The following is a 22004-nucleotide window of genomic DNA, read 5'->3' on the forward strand; positions in this document are numbered from 1 at the left end:
ATGAAATTCGAGATGCATCCCGATGTCACCCGGGCTTCGACGATCCCGAGCGCGTTTTACTCGGATCCCGGGGTCTACGAAATAGGCAAGGAGCGCATTTTTGCGCGGAGCTGGCAATGGTGTGCCTGGTTGGAGCAGATCAAAGTCCCCGGCAGCGTCCTACCGGTCACCGTGTTGCCGGGTTGCCTGGACGAACCAGTGCTGTTCACCCGCACGCGGGATGACGAAGTTTGCTGTTTGAGCAACGTGTGCACCCATCGGGGGAATCTGGTTTGCGAAGGCCCGGGGGTCGAAAACAGCCTGCGGTGCCGCTACCATGGCCGCCGCTTTGGGTTGGACGGGTCATTCCAGTCCATGCCGGAATTCGAAGGGGTTTGCGGTTTTCCGTCATCGGCAGACGATTTGCCAAGAGTGGGGTTTTCCCGCTGGCGGCAGTTCTATTTTGCCAACCTCGAACCCGCTGGGTATGGGTTAGACGAGATGCTGGCCGAGATGGAGGAGCGGATCGGGTGGCTCCCGGTGGAGCATTTTACGTTTGACCCGGATGGCAAGCGCGACTTTTTGGTTAACGGCAATTGGGCGTTGTACGTGGACAACTACCTGGAAGGGTTCCATATCCCCTATATCCATGCCGCGTTAAACTCGACTTTGGATTACGGGGCTTACCGCACTGAACTGCTCCGCCACGGCAACCTGCAGGTGGGGTTTGCCGGGGGCGGGGAAGCGGCCTTTGACCTGCCCGGTTCAAGTCCAGATCACGGCCAGCGGATCGGGGCTTACTACTATTGGTTTTTCCCGAACCTGATGCTCAATTTCTATCCGTGGGGGCTCAGTGTCAACACGGTGCAGCCGTTGGGGCCAACGCGAACAAAAGTTTCTTTTTGGCCGTTTGTCTGGCGTCCGGAACTGCGAGCCGATGGGGCTGGCGGCGACTTAGACCGAGTGGAGCGGGAAGATGAAGCCGTGGTCGAGCTCACGCAGCGCGGGGTGAGGTCCAGGTTTTACGACCGGGGGCGGTATGCGCCAGAGCGCGAAAAGGGCGTGCACCAGTTCCATTGCATGATCGCTGAGGCCATGAACCGTGGGTAAGTCCGTCGCGTGGCCATTGTTCAATTTGGCGTTGGCGGTAGCCCTGGGCGCATTCGGCGCGCACGCGTTGGAATCCAGGCTCGATCCCCATGCCTTTGAGGTCTACAAGACTTCCCGGGATTATCACATGTGGCTTGGCCTTGCCTGGTTGGCGCTATCCCTCTCGCCTCTCAGCGAAAGCGGCCGCAAGGCCGTCAATGGGGTGTTTCCGGTTGGATTGTTTCTGTTTTGCGGCAGCCTCTATGCCTTGGCCTTATCGGGGGTCAAGGTGTTGGGTGCCATCACGCCACTCGGCGGGGTCGCATGGATTGGCGGATTGGCTTGGATGGGGATGCTGGCGGTGAAAGGGCGGCTCTTGGTAGATTAGTTGGATGCTTGCTGCCACTTTGGCCGCTGTGGTCTTGGCTCAACAAAAGCCCATGTTCCTTTACTCTCGCGAAGATTGGAAGGCCAAGCCGATGGTTCTCCAACTCGAGCCGCACAAAATCGATCGGATCACGATTCACCATACGGGAGTGTCTCAAGATTTCCGGCGTCCGTTCTTCGAAAAATTACGCGGATTGCAGGCGTGGAGCCAGCGGGAAGACAAGCTCGACAGCGGAAAATCCAAGCCGCAATGGGCAGATATCCCCTATCATTACTATATCGACTGCCATGGCGACATTGCAGAGTGCCGGCCCATCGGGTTCCCCGGGGATACAAACACCAGTTATGATGTGCGCGGCCATGCGCTGGTGGTGGTGGAAGGGACGCTTTCGACAGAAGACTTCAACGACCGCCAGCGCCAAGCCTTGATGGAAACCGTGCTCTGGCTTGCGGCAAAGTACAATGTACCGGCCGATCGGATCAAGGGCCACATGGATTACGCTCCTGGTGAAACCGATTGCCCCGGCGACAAAGTGATGGCATTTTTGCCCGAAATCCGCAAAGCGGTCGCAAAATTGCATGGCATCCAGGGAACGATCCCAGGCCAAAGGAGTTCGAATTAAGTGATGTTCACGGCGTTGATCGCAGCAGTGCTGGCAATCCCCCAACCGATAGTGGAGCGGGGAAAGTGGCTCACCGATTTTGAGCGGGCAAAGCACGACGCCAAAGCCACGGGCCGGCCGATCATCGCCAATTTCACCGGTTCAGATTGGTGCCCCTATTGCATCCGGCTGGAGAAGGAGGTTTTCCGCACCCAAATGTTCCAGGACTGGGCCTTGGACAACGCCATCTTGTTCGAAGCTGATTTCCCGAGGGGCAAGGATCTGCCGGAAGCCCTCAAGAAGCAGAACGACCTCCTCAATTCCGAATACTCGGTTTCGGCCTATCCGACGATTTTGTTCTTGAACGGGGATGGGGAAATCTTGGGCCGATCCGGCTATCTGCAAACCCCCGGCCCGGTGACGTGGATCAACCATGCCCAAACCGAAATTGCAAAAGGTCGGGGAATTCTAGCCGAATGCGAAGGAATTCCGGCGATTGCCCAAAAAGAACTAAAAGCCCGCGACTTGCGCGGCTCGCAGTTCCCGGATTGGGATTTTGGGAAGCCGGCCACCGGGAATTTGCCGGCAAGCCTCAAAGGCAAAACCGTGTTGATCGATTTTTGGGCTACATGGTGCGGCCCGTGCATTGAAGAAATGCCCAAGTTGAACCGCTGGTACAAAGAATTCGGCGGGGATTTGATCGTGGTGGGGGTCAGCGATGAGGAGCCGGAAAAGGTCCGAAACTTTGCGTCGCGCCACGGCATCGAATATCCTCTGGTTGCGGACAAAGAGCACAGGCTCCAGGATCTGTTCCAGTTGCAAAGCATTCCGCAAATGGTGTTGGTCTCAGCGGATGGGGTCGTGCGATGGCAGGGCAGTCCCGGCGATGGCGACCCGCTGACATCTGTGATGATCAGACGCTTGATCGACGCCACTCAACCGGAGGTAATGAATTGATCGCCACCGCCCTGGCCGCATTGATGTTTGGCATGCAAGAGAATCCGGCTTGCGTGCCGGTCGAGAATGAAGCTCCGACCAAAGCAGGCTCCTACGATTGGATGGCGCGGCATCACGAGGTTCTCGACCTCATCAAAACCGGCCAAAACTTTGAGTTCGCCCTAATCGGCGATTCCATCACCCACGGCTGGGGCGGCGTTCCCAAGCCCGGCAAAGATTGGGCGGGCGGCGACCCCGAAGGGTACGACAAGCTGTTTGGCCCCTACCACCCGATCAACCTTGGTTTTGGCTGGGATCAAACCGGCCATGTGCTGTGGCGCATTCAACATGGCGAACTTGATGGCATCACATTGAAGGGGGCGATGCTCGCCATCGGCACCAATAACCTGGGTTGGCACACCAACGAGCAGGTGTATGGTGGGATTGTTGCGGTGGTCGATGCCATCCGCGCCAAACAGCCAAAGGCAAAGATTTTGGTTCTCGGGATTTTGCCGCGCGCCTATGGTGGCAACAAAGACGACATGGCCAGGGTCAGCGCGGTCAACAAGATGCTGGCGGACAAAAAGTGGGGCAAAGATATCCGGTACGCCGATACGGGGGCTGGATTCTTGGATGAAAGCGGCCAACCAAAGAAAGCCTTGATGGACGATCTTTTGCACCCTAACCACGTCGGTTACGAGGTGTGGGGTAAAGCCATTGAGCCGGTTTTGCGCGATATGATGGGCAGATAGGGTTGTAGAATGGCGGCATGATCGCTGCCGTTGCCGCCCTCATCGCCCTTGCCGAAAACACCGCCATCAAGCCGGAACCCCGTGGTGACGCCTGGTGGACTACCCGGCACCAACAAGCCTTGGATTTGATCAAGAGTGGAAGAAAGATCGAGCTGGCCTTGATCGGCGATTCCATTACCCATGGTTGGGGCGGCCTGCCGCAACCGAACGAAACCTGGAAGGGGGTGGCCCCCGATCTTTACGACAAGCTTTTTGGCCCCTACAACCCGATCAACCTGGGGTTTAGCGGAGACCGCACCCAGCATGTTTTGTGGCGGTTGGACAACGGCGAACTCGACGGCTACAAACCCAAGGTGTGCATGGTGATGATCGGCACGAACAACATGGGATCCAACAGCCCGGAAGAAATCGCCGAGGGCGTGACGGCCGTGGTCAATAAGATCCACGCGAAGGCTCCGGAAGCCAAAGTCCTCCTCTGCTCGATCCTGCCCCGGGAATGGGAAAACGGCGAGATTCGCAAGAAAGTGGCCGCGACGAATGCGATTCTGGCAAAGCAAAAATGGGGCGATTATGTGGCCTACACACCCTGTTGGGATGGTTTTTTGAATGAAGACAACCGGATGATCGAGGGGCTCATGCCCGACCAATTGCACCCGAACGACAAAGGGTACGAAGTGTGGGCCGACATGATCCGCCCGACATTGAAACGGCTGATGGGCGGTTAATCCAGCCGGATTCCTTTCAAAGCCCGGGCAACCTGTTCGAATTCCTCTTGCGTGTTGAGAGGGTGAGGGCCAAACCGCACAAAGCCGTTGCGCGAATCAACCCGGATGCCCTGTTTTTTCAACTGGTCGACAACCTCCTTGTGGTTTGCTGCCGGCAACAGTGAGAACGCGCCGAACTGGGTCGGATCCACCGGGTCGAAGACGGGAAGGCCTTGACGGCTGAATGCCGCCCGGATCTGTTGCTGCTGCAGGAGGTTGGTGGCCAGTAGCCGGCCGACCTCGAACCGTTCCAAATACTCAAGCCCGGCAAGGGCTTGGTATGCCTCGATGACCGGCGGGGTCGATTCCCACCAGGCGCGAGGGCCTTCGGCCCGGTCGGCATCGCGTTGGTAGCCGAACAACTCCTTTTTGGCAAACCAGCCAGTGTCCCGGGTTTGCCACTCGCTGGAGCCAGCCACTTGGGGGCTGATGGCCAGCCAACAGGCCCCCGGCCCCCCGTGGACATATTTGTAGCTGCCGCCGATGGCAAAATCAGCCCCCGTCCATGGGAGATCCACCACACCGAATGAGTGGTAGGTGTCAAAAAGGACGGCGGTACCGTTCTGATGGGCTGCTTCCACCAATGCCTCGGCCTCAGGCAGAATTTGGCCCGTGGTGAAGTTCACAAGGCTCGCAACCACAAGGTCGGTGCCCGGTTCCAATGCGGAAGCCAAATCTGCGCCGCTGAACAGGGGAACACACCCCTCGTGGCCGGTCGGCTCCAAAAAAATGACATCGACAAGGTCTTGGTCGGAATAGGTGCGCAAGATGAAGTCGATGCTGTCGAACTCCATCGAGGTGGTCAGGATGCGGATTTTCTTCCCGGGCGGGAAGCTATTCAAAACGGCTCTCAGTCCCTGCCCGGCGGATGTTTTCATGACGACATGGCCCGGATCGGGGAGGTGGAGGAGGCCCTTGACCTTTAATTGGAAAGCCTCCAAAGCCTTGAGCCACGGTTCCCATGCCGCGTCCAGATCGCCATACCAATGGGTCAGGAAGTCATCGATATGCGTTTGGGTGGCGTCAAGGGGCCGGCCCAGGGAATGGTTGGCCAGGTAAATGCCCTTTGGGTCGTGCCGGGAAAAGAGCGGCGCGATCAGCTCCTGGATTTCTTGTTGGGTGTATGGGATGGCATCGGTCACCGGTGGCCTCCGTCAGATGGGTTTGTTTCCGGCGTCACAGTTCCGTCCTGACTGACCAGAGTTCGGGGAATAGCCTGATGTTCACAGCTTGCCGAAGGAACGGCACCCCGGATGATCCGCCGGTGCCGGTTTTGAACCCAATAATGCGTTCCACAGTGAGCATATGGCGGACCCGCCACAACGTGAACTGCTCTTCGATGTCAATCAGTTTTTCCGCCATTTCATAGGAGTCCCAATTCACCGGGGGGTCGGAATAAATCTCTCGGAAGACTTGGGTGATCTCGGGATTTGCTTGGTACGGTTGGGAAAAATCCCGGTTAGCGGCCGAATCGGGGATGGCAAAGCCCCTGCGTTTGAGGAACAAAAGGAACTCGTCGTAAAGGCTCGGCGCGTGCAACGTTTCCGTCAGTTCTTGGAATATGGCAGCGTTGTGTTTAAAGACGGAAACGGATTGGGGGTCTTTGTTTCCCAAAAGGAACTCGATGGTGCGGAACTGGTGGGATTGGAATCCGGAAGCCCTCCCAAGAACGCCTCGGAACTGGACGTATTCGCTTGGGGTGAGGGTTTGCAAAACGGCCCACTGTTCAAACAGCATTCGCTGGACATGTTTGACCCGGGCCAGGATTTTGAAGCATGGGCTGAGTTCGTCGCGCTGCACGTGGCCGATGGCGGCCCGCAATTCGTGGATCACGAGCTTCATCCAGAGCTCAGAAGTCTGATGCTGGATGATGAAGAGCATCTCGTCGTGGTGAACGGGGTTGGAGAGAGGTTCTTGGGCGGCCAGGATGCGGTCAAGCCGCAAGTAACCGCCGTAATCCATCCGGTCGGCAAAGTCTTGATGGATGGTGGGCTCGAACGGCCGGGACATGGCTGGGGTTTTACCTGCGGATTTGCCCGTGGAATTACGCTAGTATTTTTACCTGGTGCGACAGATCGTCCTGGATTGGGTCACTCCCCGGGGGCAAACTGCCCGATTTTCGAGGGAAATCCCGCATTGAAGTTCCGGCGGGGCCGGGTGATACTATCCCTGTCGTTGGGAGGAGCTTGACGGCAACCTTGAAAAGAGAGTGGAGTCAGTCGATCCGGCAGGAGCGCAATTGACGAGAGGAGCGGTGCCAACTGTGGCATCCAACGCTCCTTGCCGGTCGACTTCACCGAAAGCCCATGTGGCTCAACGGGAATGGATTGAAAAGGAATCCGCAGCGCTAGACGCTGGGGAGTCCTGCACAAGACAGGACGTGAGCAAACAGCACAAACCTCTCCGATGGCCGGCGATTGTTTTCCTCGTCGCCGGTCGCTTTTTCCCGGTTTGGGCCGGAAAAAAGCGAAACATCTGATTGGTGGGCTTTCGCCCTCCACCTCGAATCAAAACGCCGGGTTCATCGATCCCGGCAAGAGCACAAACTCAAACCGATGGCACGTCAGGTTGGATCCTTGTGTCCATCGGTACGATTATATCAGGCCCTTGCCCCGCCAAGTGTTGGGTTGGGCCGGTAATCGTACGGGGATTGAGCAAAAGAAGTTGGATTGCTGGAACGGCATTCGTTCTGGCGGCGGCATGACCGCGCAAAGAGAAGAGCAAAACCGGGGCAGCGGGACAGGCTGCCGAGGCGTGGGTTGGGAAACCGGCCCCGTTTGCCCTTTCTGATTAAGGATGCAATGAGTTTTGGGATGAACATCGAGCGAAGCTGGAATCGGATCGGTCAAGGCGCCTTGGAAGGCTGGTCTTGGTCGGTGCCGTTGGGCTTAACCGGGGAGCTGGTCGCCCCGGTTGCGGTGGTCGGCGACACGATTGCCGCAACAGCGACATCCCTTCGCGATGGTTCGGCGCGGGCCGTATTGGTTTCGGGAGACGCCGTCACCATTGAACTCGAAACGGGAACTTATGTCGCGGCGGGGGCACCGGGAACCTATGTCGTCGGCATGGTGGGCTTTGGCAAAGGGGGCTTCCGCTTGACGATAGAGGGGGGGAGACACATATTGCCCCTTCCTGCAGGAGCCGAAAGCATGGACATCGATTGCGTCAACGGCTCTGGCATGGTCGGGGGTTCGGCAGAAATCCGTGGAATCGAATGCGCGGCGGTCTGGTACCCGGATGGGGTGGACGTGATGCCGGAATTCAAGCGTGTCACGGCCATTGGAGAAAGTGGCGCGATCATGGCCATCAGCCGGAACGGGCATCCGGCACACGTTGCCAAGGGCTCGACTTTCGCGACGCCTGGGTGCGCGATTTCTGTCAACGGAGTTGGCGATGCCTTGGTCAACGCAGGCGGCTCCATTTCCGTTTGGCGCGAATCCGGTGGGATCGAAGCGGTCCCTATCCGTGGTTACGACCGCGCCACGGCGATCGGTTGGTCCGCTTCGGGAACGATTTTGGGCTTTGGCGTCGCCAAAACGGGTTTGGTTCAACACTGGCTTTATGACCCACGGCTCGGGTTGACCGTTCTGAGCGGTCAGGAGATCCATCCTGGCTTGACGATCAAAGAAGTCTCCGCGATCGGGAGTTCTGGCACATTGGCCGGAACCGCGGTGACTCAAACCGGCCGGTTCCTTGTCCGCCTGGATCCGCCGACACCTTAGGCCAACCGGATGCCAGATGGGGAGAGATCGGCATATTCGGTGTGGGTGATGTCGAAAGCGAAAACGGATAGGGTTGCCGGGCTACCCTCGGCCGCTTCTTCGTAGATGCACCGGTCAAGCACCAGCCGTTCTTCGCCTCGCTTCGTTATCAGCCGGTATCGGCGATCCATGCGGTGGGTGCCCGATTGGATTTGGTCGAGCGCAGCAGCCCACGCAGATTCAAAGTCTTCGGGATGGAACAGCGTGGTGACCGGGATTTCGCCATCGGTGAATTCGGTGGGGCGATAGCCAAAGGCGCGGACGGAATCGCTGATGAACAGGCACCGGAACGGGGCTTCGGCCTCTACTTTGAATGCCAGCACGCTGCCTTTGAGGACGATGGCGTTGAGTTCGGCCTGTTGTGCGGACTGGCTCTTCAATTGGTTCACCTTGGTGTAGAGTTCGTTGATTTCTTGTTGCAACCGCGCCGACCTGATCCGGGCCTCCCCTTCCAACTGGGCGTGGGAGTCCCGGAGTCGGGCAGTTTCCCCTTGGAGTTGGGCCACCTGGTCGGCAAGCCGGCCGTTGTGTTCGGCCATTTCGGCCTTTGCCGCCGAGGCCTGTTTCCGGAACGCGTCCGCGACCAAACCGGCCCGATTGGGAATTCCGGTTTGCTCCCGCAGCCTTCTCCAGTGCCCTTCGACAGTTCGGACGCTGATGCACAAGCGATCCGCGATGTCTTTGTCTGTGAGCCCTAAAGCGGCAAGATGCAGCAGTTCCTCTCCGCGACCCGCCATTGTGCTTGTCAGCTTCCAAAAACCAGTATAACAGCCGTTGCCAGGCGTGTCTGTTAAGTTCTGCTACAGTGGTTCCCAATCGACGGGATAAGTTCCAAAACCTGGCAAGAATGCCGGTTTTCCTAATCTGTCGCGGTGGGATGCCATAACAAGTTCTTAATATCGAGGCACGATTGTCTCGCACTCGACTTGAGAACGGCTCCCTCTGTATACTCGCTTTTATGCGATTTGTGGCCCTAATGGCACTGACAACCGCGCTTGTCTCCCCGGCGTTTGCCCGCGTTGATTATTCCGTCCGGATTGTGAAGGGCGGCGATGGCGTGCAGGTTGAAATGACCGTCCCGAGCGACGGGAAGGCGTTCCGTGTTCAAATGCCGAATTGGGCTCCGGGGTCTTACCGTTTGGCCAACAGCGCCCAATTCGTGGCAGATATATCGGCCCAGCGGTCGAGCCGAAAAGTTTCGGTCACAAAAGTCGACGACAACACGTGGGAGGTTGGGGCTGGAATGAGCGGCAACGCCGTGATCACCTACACCCGAAAGACCGGGCCGCTGACCGACCGGTTGCACTTGACTGGCCCTTCTTATTACCTTTATGCAGTGGGCCGCACCCAAGAGGCCTGCACGCTCGACTTTTCCCTCCCGGAAGGATGGCGGGCAACCAACGGTTTGTTGGAGAAGGACGGTCGGTTTGTGGCCGAAAGCTACGATGTGATGGCCGACGCGCCAACGACGATCGGGGTGTTCGAATCCGACTTTTACGAAGTCCGCGGGGTAAAGCACGAAATTGCCTATTTTGGTGGTGACCCTAGCAAGGTAGACCGCCAAAAAGTGAAAGAAACGTGCCAAAAGATTTCTGAAGCCGAAGCATCGTTTTGGGGCGGGTTGCCGTTCAAAAAGTACGTTTGGCACTTCACGGTTTTGCAAAGCCAAGATGGCGGCTGGGGGCTGGAGCACCTGAGCTCCACAACAATCGGTTTGGCCCAGGGGTTTGGAAAAGGCACAGTCTCTGTCCTGGCCCACGAACTCTTCCACGCCTGGAACGTCAAGCGGATCCGCTCATCGGTTCTCGGGCCGTTTGATTACACGAAACTGCCCAAAACCGGCGCGCTGTGGTGGCTTGAAGGCGTGACCGACTATTACGCCGACGTGATCCTCTACCGGTATGGTCTTTACGAGGAGACTGATATGCTGGGGAGCATTGTCTCAAACGTCCGGACCACCCGGGCCAACGATCAGCGGATGCAGGTCAGCCCCTACGATTCGAGCTACCGGGTTGGCGAAGCCGCCAATGGGCAAGGGAACAGTGCCGGTTTTGGCGTCAACTATTACAACACGGGGTGGCTGGTCGGGATCTGCCTTGACATCGAAATCCGGTCTCGCACAAACGGCAAAAAGAGTCTGGACGATGTGATCAAAGGGCTCTATGAGCAATGCCGGGACAACAAGCCGGGGTTCGCCGAAGGGGCGATCCGCGACGAATTGGTCAAGGTCGGCGGCAAAGAGATGGGGCCGCTTTATGACAAATGGGTTCGAGAGCCTGGAGAGCTCCCGGTCGAAGCCCAGTTGGCCAAAATCGGATACACGCTGCAAACCAAAGTGGAAACTTTCGGCAACCCCGGGTTCGCATTGAGCTGGTTGGCAGACGGCCGGCTGATGGTTGGCCGGGGGGCACGGCCCGAAGGCATCAACATCGGAGACGAAGTCATTTCGGTTGACGGGATCGCCAAAGTCGCGGATACTGAAGCTCAGAAGGAAGTCCAGGCCCGGTGGAAAGCAGCAATGGCGCCCGGCAAAACGGTGCACTTTGTGTTCCAGCAAGGCGACATGACCGCGGAGCGTGATTTGGAGGTCAAGGCCACGACATCGACATCCTATTCCGTGATTCCGGATGAATCAGCCTCTCCGAATGCGGTTCGCCTGCGGAAAGGGTGGCATTTGGGCTCTCAATGACCGCTGCAACATTGCGGCGGCCTTGGGATTGTTGTGTTTTGCCCGGCACCGGAACCGGAACCTGAGATGGTAAATAGGAGCCATGTTTTCGGCTCTTTTTTGCCTTGCTGCTCAACCAGATTTGGCGACGGCTTTGGATTCGATTGCGGACCGGGGCAAAATCCCGGGCTTAGGCGCCATGGTCGTTTCGGCCGACTCGGTTTTGTGGACGCACTACCACGGGGTCAAAAAGTCCGGCACGGAGACCCCCGTCGACGAATCGACGGTTTGGCATCTTGGGAGTTGCACCAAGGCTTTGACCGCTCTCGTTGTGTGCCGCTTGGCCGACCAGGGCAAACTTGACCTTGACAAGCCGGTTTCCCAGGTCTTTCCCGACTTCAAGGTGGATGACGGGTTTGCCGCCGTCACCCTGAGGCACGCCATGGCCCACCAATCGGGACTGAAGGCCAATTTGGCTTGGTGGCGCTTTTCGGGGGATCAGATCTCGGCCCGCCGCCGGGCGGCGGCGGAAGCATTGTCCCAGCCGCCGAGTTCTGAAGTAGGAAAGTATGGTTATTCAAACATTAATTTTGTTATGGTCGGAGTGGCCGCCGAACAAGTGACCGGCAAGCTGATCGAGGAGTCGATATCGGGGGAATTGGGTGCGTTGGGGATTAAGAGTTTGGGTTTCGGCCCAACCGGCCCGGGCGGAGCCTGGCCCCACAAGGAGGGGGTTCCGATGAAAGACTGGGACAATGACAACGCCCCTTCGATGACGGCGGCAGGGCTGGCCCATATGACATTGCCGGACTGGTCGAAATTCGCCCAACAGATGTTGAAATCACTCCAAGGCGAGTCCGACCGGTTCCCAAAAAGCTATATCGATGGGATTACCAACAACCCCTTGGGAGGCCACTATGCAATGGGCTGGGTGATAGCCGAACAACCGTGGGCCAAAGGGCGGGCCTATTGGCACAACGGCAGCAACACCATGAACTACTGCATCCTTTGGCTTGCCCCCGCCAAAAACCGGGCGATCCTGCTTGTAGGAAACAACGGGTCGGCGACGGTGCAAAAGGAGTTCGACCAGATGGTTCTGCAAATCGGGCGATCCGAATTCGTTCAAGGCGGTTGACGTAGAAAAACGGGGCCAGCTTCGTGAGCCGGCCCCGTTTTCGGTTCTGCGCCGCAGCTTATTTGCGGCGGCGTCGGGCGGCGATGGCGGCGGCACCGGCGAGAATCAACATGGTTCCCGGTTCCGGCACGACGCTGACATCGAAGGCTTGCAGACCTTGGTTCGTGGACATGGCGTAAAGGCTCCAGGCACCGGTAGCGTCTTGCCCAAACTTAACTTGGCCAACCCCGTTGCCGTTCGCGGTGAGCGCGCCGGTGGTGTTGTTGCCTTGAGCGACGAAAACCGGGGCGAGCGGGCTGGTCATGTCGTAGACCTGCACTTGGCTGCTGACGGTGTCGATGACGGCAAGGAGCGGAACCCCGTTGACGACAGCAAAGTCCATCGGGCGGGCGCTGTTGGTGCCGAGTCCAGTGACTTGGCCGAGTTGCACGCCGTTTTGGATGACGAACAAGCCGTCGGTGAACAGCCCTTTGGTGCCCATGACGGTGTTTTCATCTGCACCGAAAGTCAAGCCGAGCCGGAGGCCATCGTTTGTCATGCCGCCGTTGACAACAGCGGAACTGTAGCTGCTGCCGTTGCTTGAGATGTAGGCGTAACCGAACGGGGCGTTGGTGCCCATGCTGCCGCTGGCGGCAAAGGCGACCCGGCCATTGGCGTCCAAAATCGCATCAAAATCGTCACCGGTCCGGAAGAGCCCGGAAGTCGCGTTGAAGATTTCGGTGGAAGTTTGGCCAACGGTGGCAGATGCGAATTGATAGATCTTGAACGGCGCGGTGGACGACGTCGCGAGGTTGGCCACAAAGACCTTGCCGCCGACCGAAGCCACCATGTTGTTAGTGAACGTGCCGCCGGTGAACCCAGATCCGTCCATTGTGCCGTTGAAGGCACCGGTGCTGGCGTTGACAAGGTTCACGTTGTTGCCGCCGGTCCGGTTGACAATGATCAGTTGGTTGGTGACGCCGTCATAGGCGAAACCGCGGGTGTTGTTGCCTGTGTCCAACAAGGTCGAGGCAGCGGCCGGCGCAATCCAACCGCCGGTTCCAAAGCCGGCCTTTGCGGTCAGGGTGACTTGGGCTTGGGCGGCGGTGGCCACCAAAGAAAGGGCGGCAACGCCCAACAAGGTTGTTTTTTTCCTACTCAGCATCGAATCTCCAAGTCCTACACGACCCTCACCACAGAGAGTATCGCAACATTGCAGGACGTCTTTCAGTCTATCAAATGAGGGCGGTGAGATGTACGGCAAGAATACGGGGTTCTTTCCGAATGAGTCTAACGGATCACCGGCAAAACCACACCCATGTTGACCAGCATCATCACCTACGCGTTGATTGGGGCAAGCCCCCTGCAAACGGCCTTGAAACCAAAGTTGGACAGTGTCGCCAAAACATTCCGGGGAAGGTTGGGATATCACCTGATCGATCTGACCACCGGAGAATCAATCGGGTACCGGGACAGTGAGAGGTACCCCAGTGCCAGCACGATCAAAACCGTTTTGCTGGTCGAGGCGTTCAATCAAATCGAAGAAGGCCGTTTGAAGTGGGACGAGAAATTGACCGTTCCGCCGATAGGCAAAAGGAACGAAAGCATGTGGGCCGCCCACATGATAGAAGGGACGCAGATCAACATCGACGGCCTTTGCCAATTGATGATGAACGTGAGCGACAACACGGCGACCGTGATGCTTGCGGAACGGCTGGGGGTGGAAAACATCGAAAAGCGCCTTCTCGGATGGGGATTCCATGACACCGCCTGCACGATCCGCCCGCCGGCATCGAACCAGCGCCTGTCCCGGCTCTACACAAGTTTCAAAAACATGGGTGTGACCTCGCCTTTGGAGATGGCGCAGATTCTGAAAAAAATCTATGACGGCAAGGCGGCTAGCCCTGCCGCCTGCCGCAAGATCACCCGGATCATGGAAAGCCAATACTGGGATGACTTCATCGATTTCACGGTGCCGAACGACATATCGGTTGCCGCTAAGGTCGGGGCGTTGGAACGGAGCCGGAGCGATACGGCCATCGTTTTTGGGCCCCACCCCTACATTCTTACGGTCTACACCGATAACGCCGCCGACCGGTCTTGGGGATTCCACAACGAAGGGCACGACGCCATCCGCAAAATCGGTTCTATTGTTTGGAACGCATTGAATCCCGGACGCCCGTTCCACCCGTCGCCCGAGGATGAGCGGTGGGCCCCGACGGGTGGCGGGGTGGAAGACAGCTGAATCCCCTGGCTTGTAACCGGCCTCTTTCCTAGTGCGTCTTGATAGATACGAAACGTTACGTATCTAAACGTCCCAGTCGAGGAACTCCCGTGCCTGGCACGGTGTTCCTACCTGCAGAATCTCAACCAGGAGACGAAGAAAACATGTCCAGCATCCATCTTGAAACTTCCGAACCGCTCGACTTCCAACAACTGATGGAGAAGAGCTACAAGAAGGTTTTCAACTTGGCGTATCGGCTGAGTGGAAACCGGAGTGACGCTGAGGACTTGACTCAGGAAGCTTTTTACCGGGCGTTCCGCAAGTTCGACACATTTCAAGGTGACCGCCCCTTTGAAAACTGGATTTTCCGGATTGTGACGCGGTTGTTCTTGGACATGAAGCGGGCGCGCAGCCGTCGGGTGCAAACCGTGAGCAGCGATGCCCCCCTGCGGGCCGACGGGTACGACGACACGGTGAGTTTTGAAGCCCCGGATGACCGGCCGACGCCATCGCAGGCGTTGGTTGGGGATACGCTGAGCGAGGAGTTGGAGCATGGCTTGTCTCACCTGACCGAAGACCAGCGGGAATTGGTTTGGCTTGCCGACGTGGAAGGATTGCCCTACGATGAAATCGCGGTCAAGTTCTCGGCCCCGGTCGGGACGATCCGGAGCCGCCTGCACCGGGCCCACAAGCAGCTGCGGCGAATTCTGGAACAAGTCCAGAACAAGACGCATGTTTGCGGCGGCTTTGCCTGAACCTATCCAAAAAGAGCCCCCAGGGTGAACCTGGGGGCTCTTTTCTTTGACTCTAGACAGAAAATTGTATTGTTTTGCATAATAACACCATGCGCTATGGGATCCTTGGGATCGCACTCGGGATGATCCTGATCGGCTGTGGTGGGGCCGGAGACCGCCGGCACACCGTGACGGCAACCCTGACCGGATCATTAACCCCCAGCTTTGGAGTGAGCATCGATGCCTTCAAGCCGGGGCAGAACACGCCGGACGAAGAATGCCGCGACGACCACCAAGCCACATGGTGCAGCACCACCCACCTGAGCACGGAAAAGGGAGTGAGCATTTGGTCCAACGACGAATCGACTGATTACGATTACTATGAGTTTTATCTGAAGAACAGCGACTCACTGGCCGGGACGATCCATTTGACGGTGACAACCGGCGGGTACACGGTTGTTGACCAAGATGTGACCCTTAACGCCGGGCAAAAGCTTGGGATCGGGTGGTTCGACCGCAACGGGAACTTCAACGGGTGGAACGGCTTTTAGCCGGGGGTCCACATTGAGCTATGGAATGAGTTGGGCCCGTCGCTCACCTGCACGCCAAACGCAATTCTCGAACTCCGCACCTTGGCGGATTCCAAGGCGACGATCGCATCCTGCTCTGACTTAAATCCGTAGAAGGCATAATTTGTTGCCACATCCTTGAGGAGTTTTTCCTTTAAAGATGGGTCAAGCTCGCTAAAGTTCTGCCCTATCCCGATGGGCCCGTAGTTGAAGCCGGGGGAATTTTGCAGTTTTTGCTTGACTAGGCCGTACAATTCTTGGACTTCTCTTGACCGGTTGGCTTTGATGCGACTCAGTTGGTCAGTGAGACGGGCGATAGTTTCAACCGTTTGGTCGAATCGGCTGGGGAATCCGATAAATGTGAAAACGCATGGATTGCAGTGAATCCCGGCCAGGAGTTTGATGCCGTTCCACTTTTGTTGCGGCTCAGGTGCGGGGACTTGTTGGTGGAGCGGGCGCGGTGACTGTGCCTTATCGATCTCTCCGATACTGAACCGCTGAGATTTGCCGTTCATATCCAAGGTCAGCTGGTTCTCGCAGATGAGTTCAAACTGGGCACTGCGGTCACCGGAAAGGGCTTGGGCGAGTTGAGGTTGGAACCGCCCGACAATGCTCTGAATTTGGTTGCGCTGTTCCGCAGAAAGGTCTGAAAATTCAAAAACTAAACCTTTCCCAAGGTTACCCAGGATAAGTTTCATCATATGCCCGGATAATTCAAGTGACTGGATTCCGAGCACATCATCTTGGTCGTAAGCACAATAGTCTTCATTTTCAATGAGGAACTGGCACGCGGATTCCGATTTGGCCCGAATCGCAGCCAGATCAAGCTCGCCAAGCAGCTTTGCTTTTTCGGTGGCCAAGTTTTGTGTCGAAAGGACGATCAAGGGCCGAAATTCGGATATCGGCCCTTGATGAGATTGCTGTCCTTGAATAATACAAATGAGCGCACTGATCACGATCCGCCTCCGGGATCGTCTGGGTCGATCGCTTGCTCTTTGACATCGTTGATTCCGCGATAAATCGTCTCGAGCCTAACGGCTACGGTTGCACCGTTTTGTTCGTTCCACCATTCGATAAATTGTCCTTTGGACGTTAATGGCGAAACCATCAATTCTCTCTGGGCATACACCTCCCCATAGTTCTCGATGTTCCAGACCACTTTATGGATGCGCTCGGTGTTGGCCGCAACGGCATAGCTGGGCGTGTAATCAGTAGAAACTTTAATTGGATAGACCGCATCCGTGATGGATTCCGTTGTCGGATTTCGGTTAGTGCGGATTCCAAGTGTTTCGGATCCAAACAGGGATTGTTGAAGGACGAACGTCCAAGTGCTGAGGCAAACTATTGAGAACATTTGTTGAGGATACACTCAATGCTGTTCGGCAACGGGGGGGGGTAAAAGTCCCGTCAGTTTTTGAGAGCTTCAGCGCCGCCGACGATTTCCAAGATTTCCTTGGTGATTGCCGCTTGCCGGACGCGGTTGGCGGTCAGCGTGAGTTCGCCGATCATTTTGCCTGCGTTGTCGGTGGCGTTGCTCATGGCGGTCATGCGGGATCCGTGCTCAGAAGCCGACGATTCCAAGAGGGCCTGGTAGGTGACCGTGAGCAGGTACTTGGGCAAGAGCAGCGAAAGCAGTTCCTCGGGCTCCGGTTCAAAATCGTACTGTTTGCTGGTGCCGGATTCGGCACCTTCTCCCTGGGGAGGCTCGATGGGCAGGAGCTGGATCGTCCGGGGTTCTTGGCGAATGGCACTCAGGAATTTGCTGTAGCACAGGTAGACGGCATCGACCTCACCGGAAACGAACATTTGTTCGATATGGTTGGTTAGGGCGACGGCATCAGCGAGGTCGGCTCCGGCGGTGGGGACGCTCATGGTGTGGGCGACTTCGTAGCCGCGCTTGCCAAAGAACTGCGCGCCTTTTTTGCCCACACAAACCAGGCAGGTTTTGACGGATTGCGAATCCAGCCAGGATTTTGCTGTTTTCAGCAGGCTGGTGTTGTAGCTGCCGCAGAGTCCCCGGTCTGCCGTGATGAGGACGAGGGCCACCTTTTTGACATCGTTCCGCCGGGTGAGCAGCGGGTGCGGCGGCAGATCGCCGGCTCCGCCCACGCTCGAGATGAATTCGTACATTTTTTCGCTGTAGGGCCGCGCTTCTTCCACCTTGTTTTTGGCTTTGGTGAGGCGGGCCGCCGCGACCAGCTTCATCGCCCGGGTGATGGCCTGGGTGTTTTTGGCGGCGCGGATGCGTTGACGAATTTGTTTGAGCGTGGCCATTCTGGGTGTTGGTGTGTTGTTAGCTCAGGTTGTTGGCGGATTTGTAAGCGGCTAGGGCCTCGGCGTTGGCTTTCTTCAACGTTTCTTGGGCGTCGTCGGAAAGGGCCCGGCTTTGCCGGATTCCTTCGATGACATCGGGGAATTTTTCGTGGACATAGCCAAGGAGGAACTTTTCAAAGGCTTGGACATGGTCGTTGGGGACTTCATCCAAGGTTCCGCCGGTGCCGGCATAGATGGCGACGACCTGGTCTTCGACCGGGTAGGGGACGGCGAGGTATTGCTTGAGCAATTCGGTGAGCCGTTGGCCGCGGAGCAACTGGAGTTGGGTCGAGCGGTCGAGGTCGCTGGCAAATTGGGCAAAGGCTTGAACCTCGCGGTAGTTGGCCATTTCGAGCTTCATCTTCCCAGCAACGGATTTCATTGCTTTGATTTGGGCGTTCCCCCCGACCCGGCTGACCGAGATCCCGACGTTGATGGCGGGGCGGACACCGGCAAAGAACAGATCCGGCTCAAGATAGATCTGCCCGTCGGTGATCGAGATGACGTTGGTGGGGATATAGGCCGAAACGTCGCCCGATTGGGTTTCGATGACCGGGAGTGCGGTCAGTGAACCGGCACCGTGCTCATCGGAGAGCTTGGCCGCACGTTCCAGCAAGCGGGAGTGGAGGTAGAAAACGTCTCCAGGATAGGCTTCGCGGCCCGGCGGGCGGCGGAGCAGCAGCGAGACGGCGCGGTATGCGACAGCGTGCTTGGAAAGGTCATCGTAGACAGCCAAGGCATGCATGCCGTTGTCGCGGAAATATTCGCCCATGGCGGCACCGGCAAACGGGGCCAGGTACTGCATGGCGTTGGAGTCGGAAGCCGAAGCGGCGACGACGATGGTGTATTTGAGGGCATCGTGTTCGCGGAGCGTTTCGACGACGCGGGCGACGTTGGCCATTTTCTGCCCAATAGCGACATAGATGCTGTAGACCTTGTCTTTTTCGTCGCAGGTCTCATTGAGTTTGGCTTGGTTGATGATGCAGTCGATGCAGATGGCGGTTTTGCCGGTTTGGCGGTCGCCGATGATGAGTTCGCGTTGGCCCCGACCGATGGGGATCATGGCGTCGACTGATTTGATTCCGGTTTGCAGAGGTTCGGTGACGGGTTGCCGGTCGACAACGCCCGGGGCATTGGTTTCCAGGAGTTTGAATTCTTCGGCGGCGATTGGGCCGGCATCGTCGATGGGTTGGCCGAGGGCGTTGACGACGCGCCCGAGGAGGGCCTTACCGACGGGGACTTCAATAATGCGCCCGGTTTCTTTGACAGGGTCGCCTTCTTTGATGTCGTTGGATTCGCCGATGAGGACGGCCCCAATGGAATCTTCTTCCAAGTTGAGGGCCAGGCCGATGACTCCGCCGGGGAATTCAAGCATTTCGCCGACTTGGCAGTCGGGGAGCCCATAGACGCGGGCGATCCCGTCTCCGACCTGCAGGACGGTGCCGACATGTTCGACTTCGGCCTTTTTGTCAAAGGCTTTCAGTTCCTGTTCAAGGATCGAGGTGATTTCTTCCGGTTTGATGGCCATGGTCGTATCTGGGATGGTTGTTTAAGCTTGTTTGAGCAGGTCGTAGACAAGTCGTTCGCGCATGCGGTTGAGCTGTCCGCGGACGGATCCATCGAGGACGTAGTCGCCATAGGTGACTTTGACGCCCATGATGAGTTCGGGGTTGACGACGAATTCGGGTTCGAGTTTGTTGCCGGTTTCGGCTTCGATTTTGGTGATGACGGCCTTGCGTTGGCTGGCATCAAGTTCCGCGGCAGATTCCACGATGGCGCGAACGACGCGCTCGTGGTTCCGGCGCATTTCGTCAAAAGCGAGTTTGATGCCAGTCAGTTCGTCATCCCGGCCTTTTTCGATCAGCAGCCGGACAAAGGCCATGCTGGTGGCGGTGATTTTGTCGCCGAAGACCTTTTCGAACAGGGCGAGTTTGTCCTTCTTTTCTGTTTGGGGCCGGCTCAGGAATTCCCGGAAGCCGTCGTTGTCGCGGATCGCGCCGGTCAGCGCCGCCAAGTCGTCGCTGACACTGGTGACGGTGTTTTGCCCGAGCGCCGTGTTGAACAGGGCTTTGGCATACCGTTTGGCGACCCGCATATCGGACATTAGTTTTTCACCTCGACGGTGGCGAGGAAGTCGTCGATGATTTTGCGGTTGCGGTCGCTGTCCACGTTTTCGCCGAGCAGTTTTTCGGTGGCTTGGAGCGAAAGATTGGTGACGTGAAGCCGCAGATCGGTGAGGGCCTTGCGCTTTTCGGCGTCAATTTCGGCCATCGCTTGGTTCTTGTATTCATCAGCCTTGCGCGCGGCATCGGCCATGAGTTCCTTTTTCAGGTCTTGCGCTTCGCGGATCTGGGCTTGGATCTGTTCGCGGGCGCTGGCTTCGGTTTCGGCGATACGCTTTTCGTAATCGCTCTTGAGTTGCGTCATTTCGGCGCGAAGGTTTTCCGCTTCTCCAAAGGTGCTCTCTAGTTCGTTTGTGCGGCCGTTGATGGCATCGAACAGGGGGACGAGGAAGAAGCCGTGGATGACTTTGAAGAGGGCGATGAACATCCCGATGGTGCCCACGGTTTTTCCGAGTTCGAGGGGGATGCCCATTTTGTTGAGCGGCCCTTCGACAGAGGCGAGTGCGTGGTTGGAATCGATCCAGTAGCCGACGTACATGACGATGGCGCCGACCACCGCGAGAACGGCGATTTCTGCGATCGACGGCTTTTTGTTGCCTTCGGGTTGACTCATTGAGAAAGCTTTGACTGATGCGGGAGTGTCAGGTCGGGTGCCCGATTGGGGTCGGGCACCCGAGAAATTGCGGGGCCTGGACTTAGCCCTTGAACTGGCCAGCGCCGACGAAGACGGTGAGCAGGAAGACGAGCTCGACGAACGCGAGGGCGATCAGCATTGCGGTTTGCAGTTTGCCGATGGCTTCCGGTTGTCGGGCCATGCCTTGCATAGCGCCGTATCCGATGAGGCCGAGACCGATGCCGCAGCCAAGTGCGGAGAGACCGAGTGCGAATGGGAGCATGATTTTTCTAGTTTCCTCCAGTGTGTTCCTTGCGGGGTTGGTTAAACCGTGGTTTAGTGTGCCGGCGCGTGGCTTCCTTCGTGCCCATGGTCGTGCCCGTCGCCGTGGTCTTCATGATGGGTGACCAGGGACAGGTAGACGGCGAGCAGCAAGCAGAAGATGAGCGCTTGCACAACACAGGTGAGCAGTTTGATCGGCAAAAGGAAGTCGCCAATCGGGAGCCAGGCCATGGGGGTGCCTTCGGTGAGCTTGTTCATGGAAACAACGGCTTCGTGCCCGCCGTGCATGTTCCCGTAAAGCCGCAGGCTCAGCGAGACGTTTTTCATGGTCTCAGAGATGATTTCGATCACAAAGATCATCAAGGTGATCGGAATCATGAAGATGGGAAGTTTCGGCCCGGCAAAGTGCCGGAAGTGGCCGACCACACCGTTGGCCCGCATCCCTTCGAACTGGACATACCCTACCGCGATGAGTGCCATACCGAGGTTAAACCCCAGGTCGGCAGTAGGCGAGGCGTGCAGGAAAAGGGCCGTGAGGTTGCCGACAAAGATGACCATCCAAAAGGTCATCAGCATCGGGATGTATTTGCGGCCGTGGGGGCCGACGATCCCGACCGCCATCCCTTCAATGAAGATGAAGAGTTGCTCGATCAGCTGGGTCGCCGGTTTTTTGAAGAACCGGGTGTTGAGGCCAGATTTTGCGATGGCGAGGAATCCGCAGATTACGGCGACGATGAAAAAGATGTAAGCCATCAGCCCAATGTAAGAGAGCCCTTCATGTGCCCCGCCCGATTCGGATTCGGCGGCCAGCAGGGTGCTCAGGCGTAAGATGGCGTCCATGGGAGATTCGTGGTCATCGGCGCCCGCCCCGGATGGCCAGGAGGGCGACCGCGAGGGAGTATACCAACACAATCCCAAGACCGAAAGACCGCAGGCCTGGGGTCCCTAATGCCGCGCAAAACCACCAGCCCATGAGCAGGGCCGGAACTTTCAATACCAGTGCAATTAGGAATACGCCAGGATGGATCGGGGGTTGCGTTTCAGGTTCAAATCGTTTGGCCAAAAGGTACGAGATCCCCCACAGGCCGACAAAG

24 protein-coding genes are annotated in these 22004 nt (G+C 57.4%); 12 read left to right on the top strand and 12 right to left on the bottom strand.

The genetic code is table 11. From position 1 onward, the window contains the following. From JNM28_03925 to JNM28_03950, 6 genes are read left to right on the top strand one after another with little or no spacing between them, the layout of a single operon-like run. The gene (locus tag JNM28_03925; GenBank protein ID MBL8067573.1) at positions 1–1089 is read left to right on the top strand and encodes an aromatic ring-hydroxylating dioxygenase subunit alpha; all 1089 of its coding nucleotides are present in this window, start codon (positions 1–3) and stop codon (positions 1087–1089) included. Next, on the top strand, positions 1082–1456 hold the full coding sequence (locus tag JNM28_03930; GenBank protein MBL8067574.1) for a DUF423 domain-containing protein: 375 nt from the start codon (positions 1082–1084) through the stop codon (positions 1454–1456). The genes JNM28_03925 and JNM28_03930 overlap by 8 nt, the downstream gene beginning before the upstream one ends. 4 nt (positions 1457–1460) lie before the next feature. Further along, positions 1461–2078, top strand: a complete 618-nt coding sequence (locus tag JNM28_03935) for an N-acetylmuramoyl-L-alanine amidase (protein MBL8067575.1) — start codon at positions 1461–1463, stop codon at positions 2076–2078. Between the two features lie 3 nt (positions 2079–2081). Continuing rightward, entirely contained in the window at positions 2082–3014 is a 933-nt protein-coding gene (locus tag JNM28_03940) for a redoxin domain-containing protein (GenBank protein MBL8067576.1), read from the top strand. Then, positions 3011–3745, top strand: coding sequence for a GDSL family lipase (locus tag JNM28_03945; GenBank protein ID MBL8067577.1), 735 nt, complete (start codon positions 3011–3013; stop codon positions 3743–3745). Before JNM28_03940 ends, JNM28_03945 begins: the two co-directional genes overlap by 4 nt. A gap of 17 nt (positions 3746–3762) precedes the next feature. Next, positions 3763–4470: a GDSL family lipase gene (locus JNM28_03950; GenBank protein MBL8067578.1), complete on the top strand. Its 708-nt coding sequence runs from the start codon at positions 3763–3765 to the stop codon at positions 4468–4470. On the opposite strand, the gene JNM28_03955 is transcribed toward JNM28_03950, so the two are convergent. Together JNM28_03955 and JNM28_03960 are read right to left on the bottom strand one after the other, a co-directional pair. Beyond that, positions 4467–5651 (bottom strand): aminotransferase class V-fold PLP-dependent enzyme, encoded by a 1185-nt coding sequence (locus JNM28_03955; protein MBL8067579.1) that lies wholly within the window; start codon positions 5649–5651, stop codon positions 4467–4469. The genes JNM28_03950 and JNM28_03955 overlap by 4 nt on opposite strands. A 34-nt stretch (positions 5652–5685) precedes the next feature. After that, positions 5686–6519, bottom strand: a complete 834-nt coding sequence (locus JNM28_03960) for a tryptophan 2,3-dioxygenase (GenBank protein MBL8067580.1) — start codon at positions 6517–6519, stop codon at positions 5686–5688. A gap of 803 nt (positions 6520–7322) precedes the next feature. Between JNM28_03960 and JNM28_03965 the strand changes: the two genes are divergently transcribed. Continuing rightward, the gene (locus JNM28_03965) at positions 7323–8231 is read left to right on the top strand and encodes a hypothetical protein (protein MBL8067581.1); all 909 of its coding nucleotides are present in this window, start codon (positions 7323–7325) and stop codon (positions 8229–8231) included. Here the strand turns inward: JNM28_03965 and JNM28_03970 are convergent. Then, positions 8228–9007 carry a PAS domain-containing protein gene (locus JNM28_03970; GenBank protein ID MBL8067582.1) on the bottom strand — a complete coding sequence of 260 codons (780 nt, stop codon included), beginning with the start codon at positions 9005–9007 and terminating at the stop codon, positions 8228–8230. The genes JNM28_03965 and JNM28_03970 overlap by 4 nt on opposite strands. A gap of 221 nt (positions 9008–9228) precedes the next feature. Between JNM28_03970 and JNM28_03975 the strand changes: the two genes are divergently transcribed. Further along, positions 9229–10959, top strand: coding sequence for a M61 family metallopeptidase (locus tag JNM28_03975; GenBank protein MBL8067583.1), 1731 nt, complete (start codon positions 9229–9231; stop codon positions 10957–10959). A gap of 82 nt (positions 10960–11041) precedes the next feature. Beyond that, positions 11042–12073, top strand: a complete 1032-nt coding sequence (locus tag JNM28_03980) for a beta-lactamase family protein (protein MBL8067584.1) — start codon at positions 11042–11044, stop codon at positions 12071–12073. Positions 12074–12131: 58 nt separating this feature from the next. Here the strand turns inward: JNM28_03980 and JNM28_03985 are convergent, their stop codons facing one another. Next, on the bottom strand, positions 12132–13217 hold the full coding sequence (locus JNM28_03985; GenBank protein MBL8067585.1) for a DUF4623 domain-containing protein: 1086 nt from the start codon (positions 13215–13217) through the stop codon (positions 12132–12134). A 153-nt stretch (positions 13218–13370) separates the two neighbouring features. Here JNM28_03985 and JNM28_03990 point away from each other — a divergent pair, with 153 nt between their 5' ends. From JNM28_03990 to JNM28_04000, 3 genes are all read left to right on the top strand, one after another. Beyond that, the gene (locus JNM28_03990; GenBank protein MBL8067586.1) at positions 13371–14297 is read left to right on the top strand and encodes a serine hydrolase; all 927 of its coding nucleotides are present in this window, start codon (positions 13371–13373) and stop codon (positions 14295–14297) included. Between the two features lie 143 nt (positions 14298–14440). Beyond that, entirely contained in the window at positions 14441–15031 is a 591-nt protein-coding gene (locus JNM28_03995; GenBank protein ID MBL8067587.1) for an RNA polymerase sigma factor, read from the top strand. Between the two features lie 89 nt (positions 15032–15120). After that, entirely contained in the window at positions 15121–15561 is a 441-nt protein-coding gene (locus tag JNM28_04000; GenBank protein ID MBL8067588.1) for a hypothetical protein, read from the top strand. Here the strand turns inward: JNM28_04000 and JNM28_04005 are convergent. The 8 genes from JNM28_04005 to JNM28_04040 form a co-directional block, all read right to left on the bottom strand. Beyond that, positions 15558–16463 (bottom strand): hypothetical protein, encoded by a 906-nt coding sequence (locus tag JNM28_04005; GenBank protein MBL8067589.1) that lies wholly within the window; start codon positions 16461–16463, stop codon positions 15558–15560. The genes JNM28_04000 and JNM28_04005 overlap by 4 nt on opposite strands. A 68-nt stretch (positions 16464–16531) precedes the next feature. Continuing rightward, positions 16532–16933 (bottom strand): hypothetical protein, encoded by a 402-nt coding sequence (locus JNM28_04010; protein ID MBL8067590.1) that lies wholly within the window; start codon positions 16931–16933, stop codon positions 16532–16534. Between the two features lie 53 nt (positions 16934–16986). Then, positions 16987–17853 (bottom strand): ATP synthase F1 subunit gamma, encoded by an 867-nt coding sequence (gene atpG / locus JNM28_04015; protein MBL8067591.1) that lies wholly within the window; start codon positions 17851–17853, stop codon positions 16987–16989. Positions 17854–17872: 19 nt separating this feature from the next. Further along, a complete protein-coding gene (locus JNM28_04020; GenBank protein MBL8067592.1) occupies positions 17873–19420 on the bottom strand; it encodes a F0F1 ATP synthase subunit alpha in 1548 nt (515 codons plus the stop codon). A 21-nt stretch (positions 19421–19441) separates the two neighbouring features. After that, positions 19442–19996, bottom strand: a complete 555-nt coding sequence (atpH, locus tag JNM28_04025) for an ATP synthase F1 subunit delta (GenBank protein MBL8067593.1) — start codon at positions 19994–19996, stop codon at positions 19442–19444. Further along, positions 19996–20628, bottom strand: coding sequence for a F0F1 ATP synthase subunit B (gene atpF / locus JNM28_04030; GenBank protein ID MBL8067594.1), 633 nt, complete (start codon positions 20626–20628; stop codon positions 19996–19998). The genes atpH and atpF overlap by 1 nt, the downstream gene beginning before the upstream one ends. A gap of 82 nt (positions 20629–20710) precedes the next feature. After that, entirely contained in the window at positions 20711–20911 is a 201-nt protein-coding gene (gene atpE / locus JNM28_04035) for an ATP synthase F0 subunit C (GenBank protein MBL8067595.1), read from the bottom strand. 53 nt (positions 20912–20964) lie between these two features. After that, complete coding sequence (locus tag JNM28_04040; protein ID MBL8067596.1) at positions 20965–21750, bottom strand: F0F1 ATP synthase subunit A; 786 nt, start codon at positions 21748–21750, stop codon at positions 20965–20967. Positions 21751–22004: the final 254 nt, after the last annotated feature.

The sequence above is a fragment of the Armatimonadota bacterium genome (assembly GCA_016789105.1).
Lineage (GTDB): Bacteria > Armatimonadota > Fimbriimonadia > Fimbriimonadales > Fimbriimonadaceae > UphvI-Ar2.

Bases quoted from the DNA above. Each gene is read 5' to 3' on its own strand.
- JNM28_03950 (MBL8067578.1), top strand. From the start codon at position 3,763: ATGATCGCTGCCGTTGCCGCCCTCATCGCCCTTGCCGAAAACACCGCC.
- JNM28_04040 (MBL8067596.1), bottom strand. From the start codon at position 21,750: ATGGACGCCATCTTACGCCTGAGCACCCTGCTGGCCGCCGAATCCGAA.
- JNM28_03985 (MBL8067585.1), bottom strand. From the start codon at position 13,217: ATGCTGAGTAGGAAAAAAACAACCTTGTTGGGCGTTGCCGCCCTTTCT.
- JNM28_03980 (MBL8067584.1), top strand. From the start codon at position 11,042: ATGTTTTCGGCTCTTTTTTGCCTTGCTGCTCAACCAGATTTGGCGACG.
- JNM28_03965 (MBL8067581.1), top strand. From the start codon at position 7,323: ATGAACATCGAGCGAAGCTGGAATCGGATCGGTCAAGGCGCCTTGGAA.
- JNM28_03990 (MBL8067586.1), top strand. From the start codon at position 13,371: ATGTTGACCAGCATCATCACCTACGCGTTGATTGGGGCAAGCCCCCTG.
- JNM28_03925 (MBL8067573.1), top strand. From the start codon at position 1: ATGAAATTCGAGATGCATCCCGATGTCACCCGGGCTTCGACGATCCCG.
- JNM28_03995 (MBL8067587.1), top strand. From the start codon at position 14,441: ATGTCCAGCATCCATCTTGAAACTTCCGAACCGCTCGACTTCCAACAA.
- JNM28_04000 (MBL8067588.1), top strand. From the start codon at position 15,121: ATGCGCTATGGGATCCTTGGGATCGCACTCGGGATGATCCTGATCGGC.
- atpG (MBL8067591.1), bottom strand. From the start codon at position 17,853: ATGGCCACGCTCAAACAAATTCGTCAACGCATCCGCGCCGCCAAAAAC.
- JNM28_03970 (MBL8067582.1), bottom strand. From the start codon at position 9,007: ATGGCGGGTCGCGGAGAGGAACTGCTGCATCTTGCCGCTTTAGGGCTC.
- JNM28_04020 (MBL8067592.1), bottom strand. From the start codon at position 19,420: ATGGCCATCAAACCGGAAGAAATCACCTCGATCCTTGAACAGGAACTG.
- JNM28_03935 (MBL8067575.1), top strand. From the start codon at position 1,461: ATGCTTGCTGCCACTTTGGCCGCTGTGGTCTTGGCTCAACAAAAGCCC.
- JNM28_03940 (MBL8067576.1), top strand. From the start codon at position 2,082: ATGTTCACGGCGTTGATCGCAGCAGTGCTGGCAATCCCCCAACCGATA.
- atpE (MBL8067595.1), bottom strand. From the start codon at position 20,911: ATGCTCCCATTCGCACTCGGTCTCTCCGCACTTGGCTGCGGCATCGGT.
- JNM28_03960 (MBL8067580.1), bottom strand. From the start codon at position 6,519: ATGTCCCGGCCGTTCGAGCCCACCATCCATCAAGACTTTGCCGACCGG.
- atpF (MBL8067594.1), bottom strand. From the start codon at position 20,628: ATGAGTCAACCCGAAGGCAACAAAAAGCCGTCGATCGCAGAAATCGCC.
- atpH (MBL8067593.1), bottom strand. From the start codon at position 19,996: ATGTCCGATATGCGGGTCGCCAAACGGTATGCCAAAGCCCTGTTCAAC.
- JNM28_04010 (MBL8067590.1), bottom strand. From the start codon at position 16,933: ATGTTCTCAATAGTTTGCCTCAGCACTTGGACGTTCGTCCTTCAACAA.
- JNM28_03975 (MBL8067583.1), top strand. From the start codon at position 9,229: ATGCGATTTGTGGCCCTAATGGCACTGACAACCGCGCTTGTCTCCCCG.